Source organism: Candidatus Fermentibacter sp., assembly GCA_030373045.1.
GTDB lineage: Bacteria > Fermentibacterota > Fermentibacteria > Fermentibacterales > Fermentibacteraceae > Fermentibacter.
The window spans coordinates 22,896-37,730 of the sequence record JAUCPW010000002.1 but is presented as its reverse complement, the minus strand read 5'-3'; the positions used below and the strand labels follow the sequence as shown (position 1 = coordinate 37,730).

The window sequence follows — 14,835 nt, the reverse complement described above, 5'->3', positions numbered from 1 at the left end:
TGCGGACAAGTACCGCTAACGGCCGAGGATGACGAACTCGGCTCTGCGGTTGAGAGCCCTGTGCTCCTCGTCGGTGTTCGGGGCATCGGGCCTGGACTCGCCGTAGCTCACGGTCTGGAGCCTTGACTCGCTGACGCCCTTGGAGACGAGATAGGAGCGGACGGCTTCGGCCCTGCGCTCCGCGAGGGCCTGGTTGTAGTCCTCCTCGCCGAGGTCGCAGGTGTTGCCGGTGATCGTGACGCTCACGCCGGGGTTGGCCAGCAGGAAGGCCGCGATCTCGTCGAGGGCCTCCTTGGCGTCACGCCTCAGGACGGAGCTGTCCAGGTCGAAGTAGACCTTGTCGAAGTCCACCACGAGACCGAGCTGGAAGTCGTGCTCCGCAGAACCGCCGGCGGGCACGTCGACCATCGCCGACTCGGGCCCGTAGGCGGAGGCCGTCGCGGTGAGGTTCCTGTTGCCCGAGGGCAGCTCGATGGAGTAGGAGCCGTCGGAAGCGGTCTGGGCCTGGACAGAGCCGCTGGACACGATGGCGTCCAGGGGCTGGCCGGTGGCGATGTCGGTGACGGTGCCGGTGACGACACCCGAGGTCTCGATCCGGGTCAGCGGGAAGTCGACCGTGTAGGTGCCGCCCGAAGCCAGATCGACCGTCTCGCTAGAGGGGAGGTAGCCCTCGGCGGAACCCGTGAGGGTGATCTCGCCCCTGGAGGCTTCCATCGCGTAGGAGCCCTCCTGGGTGGTGTTGACCGGCTCTACGTCGTCCCTGGAGGCGGTGACGGAGCCATAGAGGGCCTCGCCCGTCTCGGAGTCGTATACCCTGCCGCCGATCTCGGCGGGAGGGTTGCGGAACGTGCCGGTGTAGGAGAGGCCTATCCCGAGGCCCATCTTGGGGGCGTAGCCCTGCGGGAAGGGCGAGCGGTCGGCCCTTTCCTGCTCGGTGGGCGTGCCGCCGGACTGGAAGATGCCGTGGCCGAGGTCGCTCCACTCGGGGCTGAAGTCGGTCAGGGCGAAGGAGCCGGTGACGTCGATGGCGAGGCCGTCGTTGTTGAAGCGGACGCCGGGGGCGACCTGGATTATGTCGTCATAATCCTCGCCGTCGCCGTTGTCGAAGTTCCTGTCCATGAAGTGGCGCCACTCGACCTCGGCGAAGAGGGTCGTGGTGCCGACCGGGTACTCGATGCCGGCGCCGGTGTAGAGGACCGCATCCTCGACTTCGATGTCGACGTCCTGGGTGGCGGTGACCTCGTGGGCGGCGTTGTACCGGAGGTCGGTGTACTCGAAGGACTGGTTGAACTTGTGGTAGCCCAGGTTGACGTGCAGGGCGGCGGGATCGAGGTTGAACGTGGTGAGCAGGTTGGCGCCGTAGCTGAAGCTGCCTGCGCTGATCATGGGCCTGCGGAGCTCGAAGATGCCCTCGTCGTTCAGCCAGATGCCGTCCCAGCCGTCGCCGTTCACCACGTAGCTGCTGTTGCCGCCGTCGTAGAGAGCGAAGGACGCCCAGGGCATGATGCCGAACCATACCGAGTTGGCGTTCGGGTTGATGTTCCACTTCAGGGAGGCGGTAGCCTCGCTGAAGCCGTCGTCGCCCTCCCAGTCGCCCGAGATCTCGGCGCTGTCGCCGTCCCTCTTCATCTGGTTTACGATGTAGTTGACGCGGAGACCGAGTTCCGCGGCGCGCCCGAGGCCGAAGCCGGCAACGATGTAGCCGGTTCCGTCGTACTCGGTGTTCGTGATCTCCATCTCCTCGTTGCCGATGACGGCGGTGCGCTCGTCACCCGACAGCCCGAGGTTCGCGAAGAGCCCCACATTGTACCTGCCGGCTCCTACGGTGCGCGCATCGACCACCCTGTTGAGGCCTCTGGTGCCCCACCAGGAAGGGAGTGCCGAGGCCGCTCCCGCGAGGACAAGCACAACTGCCATAAGACGATACTTCATCGATTCCTCCTTCTGATGAATGGTTGGCGGACAGTAATTATTCCGATAATGCTCCGCCAGGGTCAAGGTTCTGCCGTGCCGGAATCCTGCCCTGCCTCCCGTCTGCGAGTTTATTCCACCGGGGGCCCTTGTGCAAGGTTCCGGCGGAATCGACCGCTCCGCAGGGCATCATGTCATCCGGGTGGCGCCCCAGGTTCTCGCCGTGCTGTCGAGCTGCTCCTCCACAGTGCCCCAGGAGACGATGAAGGGGATCCTGTGGATGGTGACGGTGACTTCGTCGCCGGAGATCTCATACGAGCCCTTGGCGCCCATGCCCTCGACCTGGCCGGCCTTGTCGTCGCCCGAGAAGTCGACGTGGTTCGCATCGGCCATCCTCTTCATGTTCAGCACGAGCGTGGCGGCCGAACCGCCGAACCTGTACCTGTAGGATCTCCCCATCTCCTCTCCTTCCTCCGCTGCCCCAGCCGGGGGATCAGGGCTGCGACCCGGGGTCCCAGGCGTCGTAGGGTTCCAGGATCGCCGTTATGCATCCGTTTTCAGTGTCGATACTCACCATGTCGCCAGTGGTGGATGCGGCCTCCCAGGTGAAGATGACCTCGTGGCTGCTGGTGTTCTCGGTGGTGAAGAGGGTCATGGAATACTCGTAGACAGTAATCGTGTAGTAGCCGCCCGTCGTCTCGAGGACCGTCAGGGTGACGAGCCCGTTTCGAATCGACCCTCCCACGTCCACCGAGGTCGAACCCGCACCGGTCATGGCCCCGTCGGGAGTGACGGTGGTGACGATCACGGGGATGACGCCGTCCCCTCCGATCCCCCAGGTATCCGTCAGGGAATTGTGCATCGCGGTGAGCAATATGCTGCAGGAGTTCTGGTCGGCGTTCCATACGATCTGCGAACCGTCGGGACCCTGCCATTCGTAGTAGAAGTCCCAGGTGAAGACGAAGCGCTCTCCGTCGGACGGGATGTCACGGGCCTGCTGCCCGCCCTGCGGCCCGGCGGCTGCGGGTCCCGCGGTGGAGAGGACGAGGATTGCCGCCAGGTCCCACCTGGATCCGATACCGAATCTCATGGGGACTCCCTCCGCTATCTCCCCGCGTCGATGCCCCCCGGCCGGTCGGCCGCGTCCGTCTCCCCGTCCGAAGGTTCGATCACTATCTCTCTCGAACCATCGGGCGAGGGCGGGACCTTCCTCGAACCGACCGCAGCGGCGGCTGCCGCGATACCCGTCGTCACGGCACCCACCAGCGCTCCCAGATCGTCGATCTGCCCGAGCATGGGGATGACGTCCGGCAGGAGGTCGGCGGGGCTGATGACGTAGACCAGCGCCACCAGGGTGGCGGCGCCCAGCAGCCATGCGGCAGCCCTGAGGAAGACCCTCCGGAAGGGCGATCGAGGCAGCGCCAGCATCACCACGAACAGTGCGAACAGAGCCGCGACGGCTATTACCGTGGTCTTCGCGAATTCCCAGAATCCTTCGGCGATCACGTCCCACCTCCGGTCAGTGCCGCCCGGGGCCGGGAAAACCCCACCACATTCAGTATAACCCCGTTCAGGGTCTCGTACAAGCACGGACCCGGACACATCCCGGTTCTCCCGGGCGGGACCGCGTTGGCAGGGCCGGGCGGGGGCTGCCATATTCAGCAACCATTTGCGAAAGAGGTCGGCCGATGCGTGTCGCGCTCGTAGTCCCGCCGTGGGGACCCGATGACATCAGAGCGAACGATACCAGGGGGATAGCGGGATGCTGGCCGACCCCGGGCATGCAGTACATCGCTGCCGTGCTCCGGGAACGCGGTCACGAGGTCATCTACCTCGAGGGCTTCTTCCATTCCAGCGAGGACATGCGGAAGCGCGTGGCGGAGTTCGGTGCACAGGCACTCGGCGTCTACGTCATCAGCCTGCTGTGGCACAAGGCCTCCCCGTTCATCGAGGCCGTGAGGAGCGACAACCCCTCGATCTTCACCTTTATCGGCGGCCATGGAGCCACGTCCATGCCGGAGAGGATGCTGTCAGAGTGCCCCGGTCTCGACGCTGTGGTGATCGGCGAGGGCGAGGCCACCGCGGGCGAGATGATCGATGCGGTCGCCTGCGGAAGGCCGCTGGACGGAGTCGCCGGCCTGGCCTTCAGGAATCCGTCCGGCGGGATCGTGCGCACTGCGAACAGGCCGCTGGTGGAGGATCTCGACTCGCTTCCCTTCCCCGCAGTCGACCTCTGCGAGATGGACAGGTACTACCCGAGCTTCGAGCAGGTATCCACCGTACCCGTCATGCAGACCCTGGCGAGCCGCGGATGCAGCGGCACCTGCCTCTACTGCTACAAGATGTACGGCAGGCGGATACGCCTCAGGGACCCGAAGCGGGTCGTGGACGAGATCGAGTACTACGTGAAGAGATACGGCGCCAGGGAGATCAAGTTCTGGGACGAGCACTTCACCTACAGCCACGCCCACACGTACGCCTTCTGCGAGGAACTCACGAAGCGCGACCTGAACGTCCGCTGGTGGTGCTCATGCCGCGCCGATGCCGTAGACAGGAAGATCCTGCGGGCCATGAAGGACTCGGGCTGCTGGTGCATCAACTTCGGCGTGGAGAGCGGAGTGCAGAAGAACCTGGACACGCTCGTGAAGAGGGAGAAGCTCGAGCGGATCGAGCTGGCCGTGCGCATGGCCCACAGCGTGGGGATCAAGACCCATACGACATACATCTTCGGGATCCCCGGCGAGACTTTCGAGGAGGGACTGAAGACCATCGAGTTCGCGAAGAGACTCGGCAGCTTCACCGTCGAGTTCTTCCCCATCACCCCGTTCCCGGGGACCGCCCTCTACCGGGGAGTCGAACAGGGGAAGTACGGCTCGATGAGCAGCCGCCTGAACGACCAGGGCATGCTTCTCGACAGGCCCTGCTTCGTCCCCTTCACCATGACCGGCGACCAGATAATGGAACTCCGGCGCCTGGCCTACATCGGGTACTTCTTCAGACCTTCCTTCCTCCTCTACAGGTTCAGGAACATCTCGTCGCCCTTCCAGCTCCGCGCCGTGTGGCACGGAGCCAGGAGCCTCCTCATGATGGCATCGGAGCAGTTCGAGAAGAGCCGTCGGAAGAAGTAGCGTGCCTTCGGTCACTGTCGTAATCCCTGTCCACGACGGAGCATCGACCCTCGGGAGGGCAGCAGGCGCCGCCCTGGAGGGCCTGCTCCCGGGTGACCGGATCATCGCCGTGGACGACAGGTCATCCGACGGGTCACGGGAACTGCTCGGCTCCATGGGGATCGAGACGGTCCCCTCCGCGGGAGGCCCCGGCGCTGCATGCGCCAGGAACACAGGCGGGAGACTGGCGGAGACTGCCTGGATCCTCTTCCTCGACGCGGATGCGGTGCCCCCGGCCGGCTGGAGGGGGATGCTCGAGGACAGGATGGACGGAGCCGACGCGGTCCAGGCCGTGTACGGCCCGGATGCTCCGGGCAGGGGCGCCGCGACGTTCTACAAGAACTTCTACTACCACTACACCTTCACCCGGAGGATCAGGGGGCCCCATATCAAGGGGTGCGGCACCTTCTTCTTCGCCGTCACCCGTGCGCGGTTCGCCGAGCTGGGCGGCTTCGACGAGAACATCAGGGGCGCGACGATAGAGGACGCGGACTTCTCGGAGAGGCTCTGGGCCCTCGGCGGGAGGATCGCGATCGCCCCGGAGATCGAGGTCTATCATCTCAGGGAGTACGACGTGCCCTCGCTCCTCGCCTACGAGTGGAGGATGATGAGGGCGAAGGCCCTCTACATCATGCGCCGCGGGCGGGACAGGGGAGCCCCCTCGATCAGCGTCGCGGGCTTCGGCGAGATGCTTCCGGTGCTCGCCGGCGCGGTGCTGCCGTGGCTCGCGGCAGCCCTGGCGGCCCTTTATGCCTTCGGGGTCGGATGGGGGCTGTATGCCGCCCTGGGCAGCCTGGCGGCCCTGATCACGGTGCAGATCCCCTTCCTGGCAGGCATTGCGAGGGCAGGCGGTTCGAGGGGGTTCAGGGCGGGCTTCCTGCTCTGGCCCGATCTCGCGCTGATAGCCCCGGCCTCGCTCTCGGCGGCCGCGGCCGCGCTCGCCGGCAGGAGGTACTGACTTGAGGCCGGTTCCACTCATCGCCTGCGCGGTGCTCCTGGCGGCCTTCGCGGTCTATGCCGGCTCGGGCTCCAGGCTTTCGGGTCCTGCCGACAAGGCTGTCCAGTTCGTCACCCTGGTTCCCGCGGCGCTGCTGTTCGCCGCCTCGCTGCGCGGCGAGCGCAGGCCGATGGACCTGGCCAGGAGGATCATCGACGGCCCGGGCGACGCCGCGTTCCTTGCGGCGGTTTCGGTTCCGGTGCTCGTGTTCACCGTCTGGATGGCCCTGGGGCCGTTCGACGGGATACCCTCGGGCGGGGACGAGGCTGCCTACTACTTCCAGAGCATGATCTACGCCAGGGGAGAGGCCGCGGCCCCCGTCCCGGGCGTCGAGTGCCCGAGGGACCTCTTCCCGTTCAGGCACTTCGTGTTCCACGACGGGATGTGGTTCACGATGTACACCCCTCTGCACGCCCTCGTGATGGCCCCGTTCACCAGGGCGGGCATCAGCCCGCTGCTGGGCCCCCTCGAGGGCGTACTCGCCCTGGCCGGCGCATTCCTCCTCTTCAGGAGCCTGGCCGGGAGAACGGTGGCCAGGACCGCCCTCCTGTTCATGGCCCTGTCCCCCTTCCTCCTCTTCATGGCCCCCACCCACATGGCCCACAATACCGAGCTCGCGCTCGTGGTCTGGGCGCTGTACCTGATCGTGAGGAGCGTACGCGGCACGGCAGGGGCGGGCCGGCTCCAGGCCGCGGCGGGATTCCTTCTCGGGCTTTCGCTCTGCACCAAGCCGTACACCGTCCTGCCATGGGCCGTCACGATCACAGTCGGGCTGATATCCACACTCCGATCCCGCGCCTTCCCGGCCCTCGCGAGGATCGCGGCCGGCGCCCTTCCACCCGTCCTGTTCCTTCTGGCGGCCAACCGCTTCTACACCGGTGACTGTCTGACCCCCGCCTACGACCTCGCGAGGGGGGGCAGTCTCATAGGATTCGGCCCGGAAAGGGCCTGGTTCCCGGAATACGGAGACCGGGCGCATACCCCGCTGAGAGGCCTGATGAACCTCGCGAAGCAGGCGGGAGCGGGGAGCACCATCCTCCTGGGCTGGCCGTTCCTGTCCCTCCTGCCTCCGCTGTTCGCGTTCATGGACGGCCGGGAGAGGCGGAAGTGGGCGCTGGCCGCAGGTTCGATCGCCGTGTTCGCCCCGTTCATGATGCTGCACTACTCCGCCTCGATAGACTACGGGCCTAGGCACTACTACACCGCTCTCCCCTGCTTCGCGCTGCTCTGCGCCGCCGGCCTGTCGAAGGCCGCCGGCCGATGGGGCTGCCGCGCCGTGTATGCCGTGGCCGGGCTGTTCGCGTTCGCGACCCTGCCGGTGTACCTGCCGGACGGGATCGCGCTCCGGAGCGGCCCCTGGCAGGCCATCGACACGATCCCGGCCGAAGCGGCGGAGAGTGCGGCCAGGCCGCCCGCGGTCATCTTCATGGAGGCATCGGAGCACGGCTATCCGAACATAGTGAGCGGTCTCCTGGCCACGGACCCCTTCCTCGACGGCGACTTCGTCTTCTGCGCCCACCAGTCGCCCGGGGACGATCTGGCGGCCATGGAGTCGGTCTTTTCGGGCAGGAACGCCTACCTGTTCTGGATGGAGGGTGGCGAGGCCCGCATCGAGCCATGGACACGGGCCAGGGCAGCCGGGCTGACGGCCGAGAGGGATCTCAGGCCCGGCTGGGCTCCGTCGAACTCCTCGGCCGACGATCCGTGAACATCGGATCCTTGCGCCGCGGGGAGGACTGGAGTAGCTTCCCGCATCCCTACCGAGAGACAGGAAGGCCCGGGTGATGGATCACATCTGCTTCATGCCCGCATACAACACGGGTCGGTTCATCGAAGGCGTCCTCAGGAACATCCCTTCCGAGGCCTGGGATGCAATCGACGCCCTGCTCGTAGTGAACGACGGCTCCAGCGACGGCACGGGCGACAGGGCCCGGGATCTGTCCGCGGAGTTCACCAAGGTCACCGTCGTCGACCACCCCGTGAACAGGGGGTACGGAGCCGCGCAGAAGACGGCCTTCGACTGGGCCCGGGAGCACGGAGCCGGCGGGGCGGTAATGCTGCACTCCGACGGCCAGTACCCGCCCGGCTTCCTGATGGCCATGCTCGCGCCGCTGCACGAGGGCGTCGACGTGGTCGGCGGGAGCAGGACGATGTACGGCGACATGCGCGAGGGCGGGATGTCCCAGACAAGGTACTGGGGGACGATCGTGCTCAACAGGCTCGAGAACATCGTCTTCAGGGCCGACCTGTCGAGCTACCACAGCGGATACAAGGCCTACAGCAGGAAGGCGCTGGAGACGATCCCCTACCGCGGCTACTCCGACACCTTCAACTTCGATTCCGAGATGCTCGCAGGAGCGATACGCAAGAAGCTGTCGATACGCGAGGTGCCCATCCCCACGCTCCACGGCGAGGGCTACTCCAGCCTGAAGCCCATCCCGTACGGATTCACGGTGCTGCACACGATGCTCAAGTTCATCGCGGGGAGGATCTGATCCCGCCCGGCGGCACGCCGGGCTTCAGCTAGTAGCGCCTCCCGAGCACGAAGCTCGCCGTCCCCCGCATGATGCCCCACGCCAGGATCAGCATGTCGGCCGCGCACATGAGCGCGAAGCCCGGAAGTATCCCCGGGCCGAACTGCCTCGAGGCCTTCCCGAAGAAGTCCAGGTGGCAGAGCATCGCGGATGTGAAGAGAAGCGACGACGGAGCGAGCATGGAGGGCCCGCACGGGATCGCGGCGACCGCGAACGCCAGGGAGAGGGGCATCATGAGGATGGACGCCACGACGAGCCTGCTGTGGTGGGTTCCGGTCTCGTGCACGTTGATGTACCTGGCGAAGAGCCTGTCGCGGACCTGGCGCAGGCCGCTCTTGGCCTGGGCCCTGGCCATCCTCATGCGGCGCCTTGCGAATCCGCGGAGGTCGTATGCGGCCATGTGAACGACCTGCAGGGACTTGTCGAGCATGATCCTGCCTCCGGCATCGGCGATCGCGTACCCGAACTCCTCGTCCTCGACCGTGGGCTCGGGGATGTCGGTGTTGAAGCCGCCGAGTCTCTCGAACAGGTCCTTCCTCACCGCCGCGCACCAGGTCGCGAAGATGGCGGTGCTCTCCTCCCTTACGCGCGCCAGGGCATGGTGGTAGTAGAAGTTCTGGTAGCGGGAGACCAGACCGGAGGCGGGGCAGGAGGGGGTGTACAGGGTCTGCACCGCCGAGACGGCCGGATCCTCGAAACGTGCGTGGATCGCTTCCACGAGACCCTCGGGAACGGCCACGTCGGAATCCACGAACAGGATCACATTCCCCGAGGCTGCCGCCACCCCCTCGTTCCTGGCCCTTGCGGGGCCCATGTTGCGCGGCAGCCTGACGACCCTCGCGCCCAGCCCCTCGGCCAGGGAGGCGGTGTCGTCGGGCGAGTCGTCATCGACCACGATGATCTCGCAGAGGGGCGCGTTCTGCCTGGCGAGGGACCCCAGGCAGTCCGCCAGGGTCGACGAGGCTTTCCAGGCCGGTATCACTGCACTGATGCGGACTGACATCTGGATCCCTTCCAGAAAGGGCGTCGGTGACGTATTATATTCTTCATGGGGGGGACCGGAATACGGCCCGCGCCCCTTCGGAACCAGTCGTCCACTGCCGCCCACCGGCCGGTCACTGGAGTTGTATGAACATCCTCGGCGCGCTGCCGGCGCTCATGAACGCAAAGCAGCCGATGTTCCTGATACTGGTCGCCACGGCGAGATGCAACGCCAGGTGCGGCTTCTGCTTCTACGCCGACGAGGTCCGGAGGGCCGACCCCTCGTCCGAGCTCACGCTCGACGAGCACGGAAGGATATCGAAGGGCTGCGGCAGGATACCCTATCTCCTCCTGTCCGGGGGCGAACCGGTCCTGAGGGAGGATCTCTTCGAGATCATCGGCCTCTACATAAGCAATGCCGGGGTCAGATACGTGAACGTACCGTCCAACGGCCTCTCGCCCGACCGCTCGGAGGCCCTCTTCAGGAAGCTCACGGCCGGCTTCCCCGGAGTGCACTTCAGGGGGGCTCTCAGCATCGACTTCCCGGACGGCAGACATGACGGGCAGCGCGGTGTCCCGGGATGCCTCGACAAGGTACGCGAAACCGCAACGAGGTTCCGGGCCCTCCGGGAGGACACGCACAACTTCTCCATGGACGTCGTCTCCGTCTACATGCCTTCGAACAGCGGCTGCATGGACGAACTGCGGGGATGGGTGGCGGCGGAGATCCGGCCCGACAACCACGAGGTCCATCTCCTGAGGCCCGAATGGCCGTCCACATGTGCTCCGGGGATAGATCCGCAGGCTTTCGTGAGGGAGCACGCGAAATTCCGCGACGAGGGCAGGAGGCGCGAAAAGCGCCCCCTGAGCGCATTCTTCAGGGCCCTGAACAACGGGTACACAGCCTCGGTCCGCGACATCCTCGGAGGCCGTCCGGGCCCTGCATGCCCCGCCGGCCGCAGGATCGTCGTCCTTGACGAGGTCGGGCGGCTGAGGCTCTGCGAACCGCGCGGGATCGTCCTGGGAAACGTGCGCGAATCCGGCTTCCGCTTCGCACCGATACTGGAATCGCGGACTGCCGTGGAAGCCATCCGTTCCATCAGGCGGGAGCGATGCACGTGCACCTGGGAATGCTCGCTCTCCACGGCGATCGTCTTCTCGCCCCGGAAGTGGCTCCCCCTCCTGGCGGGCACCGTGCGCGAGAGCATGGGGAGGAACAGGCGGAGATGAGAGTCGCACTGCTCAGGCCGCCCGTGGTGAACCTGAAGAACAGCCCCTTCGGCTCCACCCCAGGCATGCCGTCGAACCTCGCGTACCTCGCCGCCGTGCTGAAGAACCGTGGACACGACGTCTCGGTGGTGGACTCGTACGGGCTCGCACCGGCGAGATTCATGCCCTACAAGGACAGGTTCGAGGCGAGGGGCCTCACGCCCGCCGAAGCTGTCGCGCTGATCCGCGAAGGCACCGGGATGATCGGCATATCGGTGCACTGCACCCTGGAACACGGCAACAGCATCGCGCTCGTCGAGGAATCCCGGAAGCGCTTCCCGGGAGCCACGATCGTGGTCGGGGGATACCACACCACGTTCTGCGTCGAGCCGTTCCTCGAGGCCGGAGCCGACTTCGTCCTCCAGGGCGAGGGGGAGCATCGGCTGCCGCTCCTGATAGACTGCATCGAGAAGGGTACGAAGTTCGCCCTCGACGGCATATACGGCGCGGGGATCGAGTCGCCCCGCACGCCGAGGGTCTGCCCCATCGAGGACCTGCCGTTCGGCGACTACGATTCCATCCCGCTCGAGACCTACTGGAAGCTCCACTACGCCCACGGCCCGGTGGTGTCCGGCAGGTACATCAACATGTTCACGAGCCGGGGGTGCCCGCATGCCTGCGCCTTCTGCCAGACTCCGAAGATGTGGGGCGGGAAGTGGATGGCCAAGAGCCCGCGCCGCATCGTCGACGAGATGGACCATTACCACGACAGGTACGGCGTATCCGACTTCCACATACAGGACGAGAACTTCTCGCTCTCGCGGAGCCGGACCAGGGAATTCGCCCTCGAGCTCCTGCGAAGGGGCAGGAGGTACACCTACTGCTTCCCCTCGGGCATCAAGGCCGAGACGGTCGGCTACGAGGAGCTCCTCCTCCTGAGGAGGTCGGGGTGCTGCTACTTCGCCCTCTCCCCCGAGTCGGGCTCGCAGAGGGTGCTTGGCCTGATGAACAAGAGCGTCGACCTGGACCACGTCCACGACGTCGTGAGATGGTGCGGCGAGCTGGGCATCAAGGTGAACTGCAACTTCGTGCTCGGCTTCCCGGGCGAGGAGCGGGCCGACAGGAGGCTGACCTACTCCTACATCAGGAAGCTCGCGGCGTCAGGGCTCGACGAGGTCGTGACCTTCATGCTGACCCCCCTGCCGGAGACCGGCGTGGCGGATCTGAAGCCGGACGGCATCGAATACGAGGACATCAACTTCTCTCCGACCTGGCGGGACAACTACAGGCTCATCACGGCGGCGAGGATCTGGGTGTACGTCCAGTTCGCGCTGATCAAGCTAGCGCTGCATCCCGGGAAGCTTGCCGGGAACGTGCTGTCGGTGCTGACGCGCAGGTTCAGGATGAAGGGCGACATGACCGTGTACAGGTTCTTCGCCGACTTCTGGGACAGGTACGCGAGGCCCTTCCTGGGCGAGACGCGCCCGCGGGCCTGAGCGGTCCCGCGCGGGCGCGCCCGATCCCGGTTCCGGCGGCCGTTCCTACCAGCCGATCGAGAGCCCCAGCATGAAGTGCCTCGGTGAGGCGAACGCGTGGCTGTTGCCCATGGGGCCGGTCGGATCCATGTCGTAATCCCCGTCACCCCCGAGCTCCGCGAAGTACCACTCCGTGTCCACCACCCGGGCGATGTTCCTCTCCTGGGACAGGTTCACGACGTCGAGCCTCAGGGTCAGGTCGAGCCCGCCCAGCCTGTGCTCCTTCCAGACGGAGGCGTCGAGCCTGGTCATGTCGGGGTATCGCTCCGAGTTCCTCGTGGCCGGAGCCTCGCCGTAATACGAGGTATCCAGCGGGAATCCGCTCGCGTAGCTCCATGCCAGCTCCGCTCCGAGGCCGCCCAGGGCGCCGAAGCGGCCGGGGAACTCGCCCGCGAGGGACAGGTCGAGGGAGTGTCTGCGGTCCCATTCCAGGGGGAACTCGTCGGTCTCGGAGATCCAGGGCGTCACCCACTCGTAGCCGGCGGGCTGCTGCAGCACCGACCAAGTGCCCTCTGCCTTGCTCAGCGTGTATGTGGCGGACCAGGCCAGCCAGTCGGACAGGCCTGCACGATGGGAGACCTCGAGGCCCTGCACGGTGGCTGTCGCCCCGTTGTCGAACTGGCGGTACGAGCCCTGGGCGGGGTCCTCCCGCAGCTCGGTCCTCACCAGATCGTCCATGGTGCGGTAGTAGACCGACACTCCCATCTCGCCGCGGCCGGGGCAGGTCCTGGAGAGCCCCAGCGAGATATCGGTGCATACCTCGGGGTCGAGGTCGGGATTGCCCACGTACTGGCCTTCGCTCACGAGGATCGAGTCGGTCCCGGGGTAGAGGAAAACGAAGCGCGGCATCCTGGAAACGCGGGAGTATTCGACTGTGACGGAATGATGGGTGTCGAGGTCCTGGACGATCGCGAGGGACATGTCCAGCCAGGTCTTCGCGGAGGCTTCGGTCGAGAGGCTCCCGCCGGGCAGCGGGCCGCCCGTGTTCGCACCGGGCATGACGATGCCGGGCTCCTCCGTGAAGTCGAATGCGGGGTCGAAGTACCCCAGCCGCAGCCCCGGGGTGACCGCGAGATCGCGGTTCAGGTCGATCGCGTCACGGACTGCGAGGAACCCCTCCGTGGGGGAGGCCGCCCACTCCTGCCAGGCCACCGTGGTCTGGGAGTCCAGCAGCGTGACGCAGGTCTCCGAGATGTCGTGGAGCATCAGGCCGGAACCCGCTGTCAGGGAATGCCGCCCGGAGGTCAGGCTCCAGTCGAGCCCGGCGGAGAGGGCGTCGTCCTCGGAGTCGAACCAGAGGAGGTCGTGCACTCCGCTTCGGACGAAGCCGTCGGAGTCGAGGAGGAGCGCCGGAGGGGTGTAGTACCCCCATTCCTCCTCGTCGAAGCCTTCGCCCAGGTATCCTCCCGCGGGGTCGTCGATCCTCGTGTAGACCCGCGATCCGGTCACCGCGAGGGAGGCGCCGAGGGTTCCGGCCTGGCCGAGGCCGAAGCTCGCATCCAGCCCTACGAGCGATCCCTCGTCGTAGCGGGTCGGGAGTGAGCAGTCGATCCCGACTCCACCCGCGAGAGTGTCTCCGAAGGTCGACGATGTCGTGTCCGTATCGATATAGAGATCCTCGAACCTGCTCCAGGACCAGTCCGACCAGCCCCGTTCCCTCTCGTGGAGGGCGAAGGTGATGCCGGCCTCGAACGATTCCGACCTGATCCAGCCGAGTTTCGCGAGGCCGTTCCATCTGTCGTAGCCGTTGTTGTCCCAGTTATCGCGCCAGGACCCTTCGTCGGCGTCGGCGGGTTCCGACGTGACGAACTCGCCGGAGACGAGCACGGTGGTCAGGCCCGGCAGCACGCCCTCGGCGGCCCCCTCGACCGCGGCGGAGGCGGTGAGGCAGTCCTCGAGCAGGGGGCGCGTCTCGTGAGACGGGACGAAAGGGTGCCAGAGAGGCGTCATGTCGCCGGTCACCATGGAACCCATCCCGAAATCGACCTCACCGGACATCCCGGGGGAATCGGGCGAACTGGTGATGATGGCGGTCGCGCCCGACAGGCCCGAGAAGACCCCTCCGGCCCGGCCGCCTGCAAGGATGGCCTCCCTCTCGACGGCCGCCGCCGGGGCGGAAAGGAAGGATTCTCCAGCAAGAGCCGACCAGGTCGGGTATCCGTCGAGAAGCGACGCGATCCCTCCGGTCTGGCAGCCGCGGTAGTGCATCCCGTCGAGGGCCGATGCGAACCCGGGCACGGGACCCGGGTTCTCCTCGACGAGGGCCGGAAGGCCGGCGATCGCTGCGACCGAGTCCTGTGGAACGACGGCTGAGGTCGGGGCGGTTTCGCCTCCCGATGCCGCCAGCATTGCACAGCACAGAATCACGATCATCTCGCCCCCCCATTTCAGTCCGGTGTCAGAGGAAAGAATGTAAAGTAATCACCTCTTTCCAATAAGCCCGCCATATGATTGCGCGTCAAGAATGTACATGCAGCATATGTTATTGTTGCACTTGATGT

At 66.2% G+C, this 14,835-nt stretch carries 12 protein-coding genes; 6 read left to right on the top strand and 6 right to left on the bottom strand.

The window, feature by feature from the left end; all coding sequences use genetic code 11:
* Positions 1-15: 15 nt before the first annotated feature.
* From QUS11_00250 to QUS11_00235, 4 genes are all read right to left on the bottom strand, one after another.
* Positions 16-1,932, bottom strand: a complete 1,917-nt coding sequence (locus QUS11_00250) for an OmpA family protein (protein ID MDM7991725.1) — start codon at positions 1,930-1,932, stop codon at positions 16-18.
* Positions 1,933-2,100: 168 nt separating this feature from the next.
* Positions 2,101-2,370, bottom strand: coding sequence for a hypothetical protein (locus tag QUS11_00245; protein MDM7991724.1), 270 nt, complete (start codon positions 2,368-2,370; stop codon positions 2,101-2,103).
* Positions 2,371-2,404: 34 nt separating this feature from the next.
* Positions 2,405-3,001 carry a hypothetical protein gene (locus QUS11_00240; protein ID MDM7991723.1) on the bottom strand — a complete coding sequence of 199 codons (597 nt, stop codon included), beginning with the start codon at positions 2,999-3,001 and terminating at the stop codon, positions 2,405-2,407.
* A gap of 14 nt (positions 3,002-3,015) precedes the next feature.
* The gene (locus tag QUS11_00235; protein MDM7991722.1) at positions 3,016-3,417 is read right to left on the bottom strand and encodes a YkvA family protein; all 402 of its coding nucleotides are present in this window, start codon (positions 3,415-3,417) and stop codon (positions 3,016-3,018) included.
* 182 nt (positions 3,418-3,599) lie between these two features.
* Here QUS11_00235 and QUS11_00230 point away from each other — a divergent pair, with 182 nt between their 5' ends.
* From QUS11_00230 to QUS11_00215, 4 genes are all read left to right on the top strand, one after another.
* A complete protein-coding gene (locus QUS11_00230) occupies positions 3,600-5,039 on the top strand; it encodes a radical SAM protein (GenBank protein MDM7991721.1) in 1,440 nt (479 codons plus the stop codon).
* A 1-nt stretch (position 5,040) separates the two neighbouring features.
* The gene (locus QUS11_00225) at positions 5,041-6,036 is read left to right on the top strand and encodes a glycosyltransferase (protein ID MDM7991720.1); all 996 of its coding nucleotides are present in this window, start codon (positions 5,041-5,043) and stop codon (positions 6,034-6,036) included.
* Position 6,037: 1 nt separating this feature from the next.
* Positions 6,038-7,783 carry a hypothetical protein gene (locus tag QUS11_00220; GenBank protein MDM7991719.1) on the top strand — a complete coding sequence of 582 codons (1,746 nt, stop codon included), beginning with the start codon at positions 6,038-6,040 and terminating at the stop codon, positions 7,781-7,783.
* A gap of 76 nt (positions 7,784-7,859) precedes the next feature.
* Positions 7,860-8,570, top strand: a complete 711-nt coding sequence (locus QUS11_00215; GenBank protein MDM7991718.1) for a glycosyltransferase family 2 protein — start codon at positions 7,860-7,862, stop codon at positions 8,568-8,570.
* A 28-nt stretch (positions 8,571-8,598) separates the two neighbouring features.
* Here QUS11_00215 and QUS11_00210 read toward each other — a convergent pair whose 3' ends face one another.
* Positions 8,599-9,612 (bottom strand): glycosyltransferase family 2 protein, encoded by a 1,014-nt coding sequence (locus QUS11_00210; protein ID MDM7991717.1) that lies wholly within the window; start codon positions 9,610-9,612, stop codon positions 8,599-8,601.
* Between the two features lie 125 nt (positions 9,613-9,737).
* Here QUS11_00210 and QUS11_00205 point away from each other — a divergent pair, with 125 nt between their 5' ends.
* Both QUS11_00205 and QUS11_00200 read left to right on the top strand, forming a co-directional pair.
* Positions 9,738-10,820, top strand: coding sequence for a radical SAM protein (locus QUS11_00205; protein ID MDM7991716.1), 1,083 nt, complete (start codon positions 9,738-9,740; stop codon positions 10,818-10,820).
* On the top strand, positions 10,817-12,295 hold the full coding sequence (locus QUS11_00200; protein MDM7991715.1) for a radical SAM protein: 1,479 nt from the start codon (positions 10,817-10,819) through the stop codon (positions 12,293-12,295). Before QUS11_00205 ends, QUS11_00200 begins: the two co-directional genes overlap by 4 nt.
* A gap of 45 nt (positions 12,296-12,340) precedes the next feature.
* On the opposite strand, the gene QUS11_00195 is transcribed toward QUS11_00200, so the two are convergent.
* Positions 12,341-14,707, bottom strand: coding sequence for an outer membrane beta-barrel protein (locus QUS11_00195; protein MDM7991714.1), 2,367 nt, complete (start codon positions 14,705-14,707; stop codon positions 12,341-12,343).
* Between the last annotated feature and the right edge of the window lie 128 nt (positions 14,708-14,835).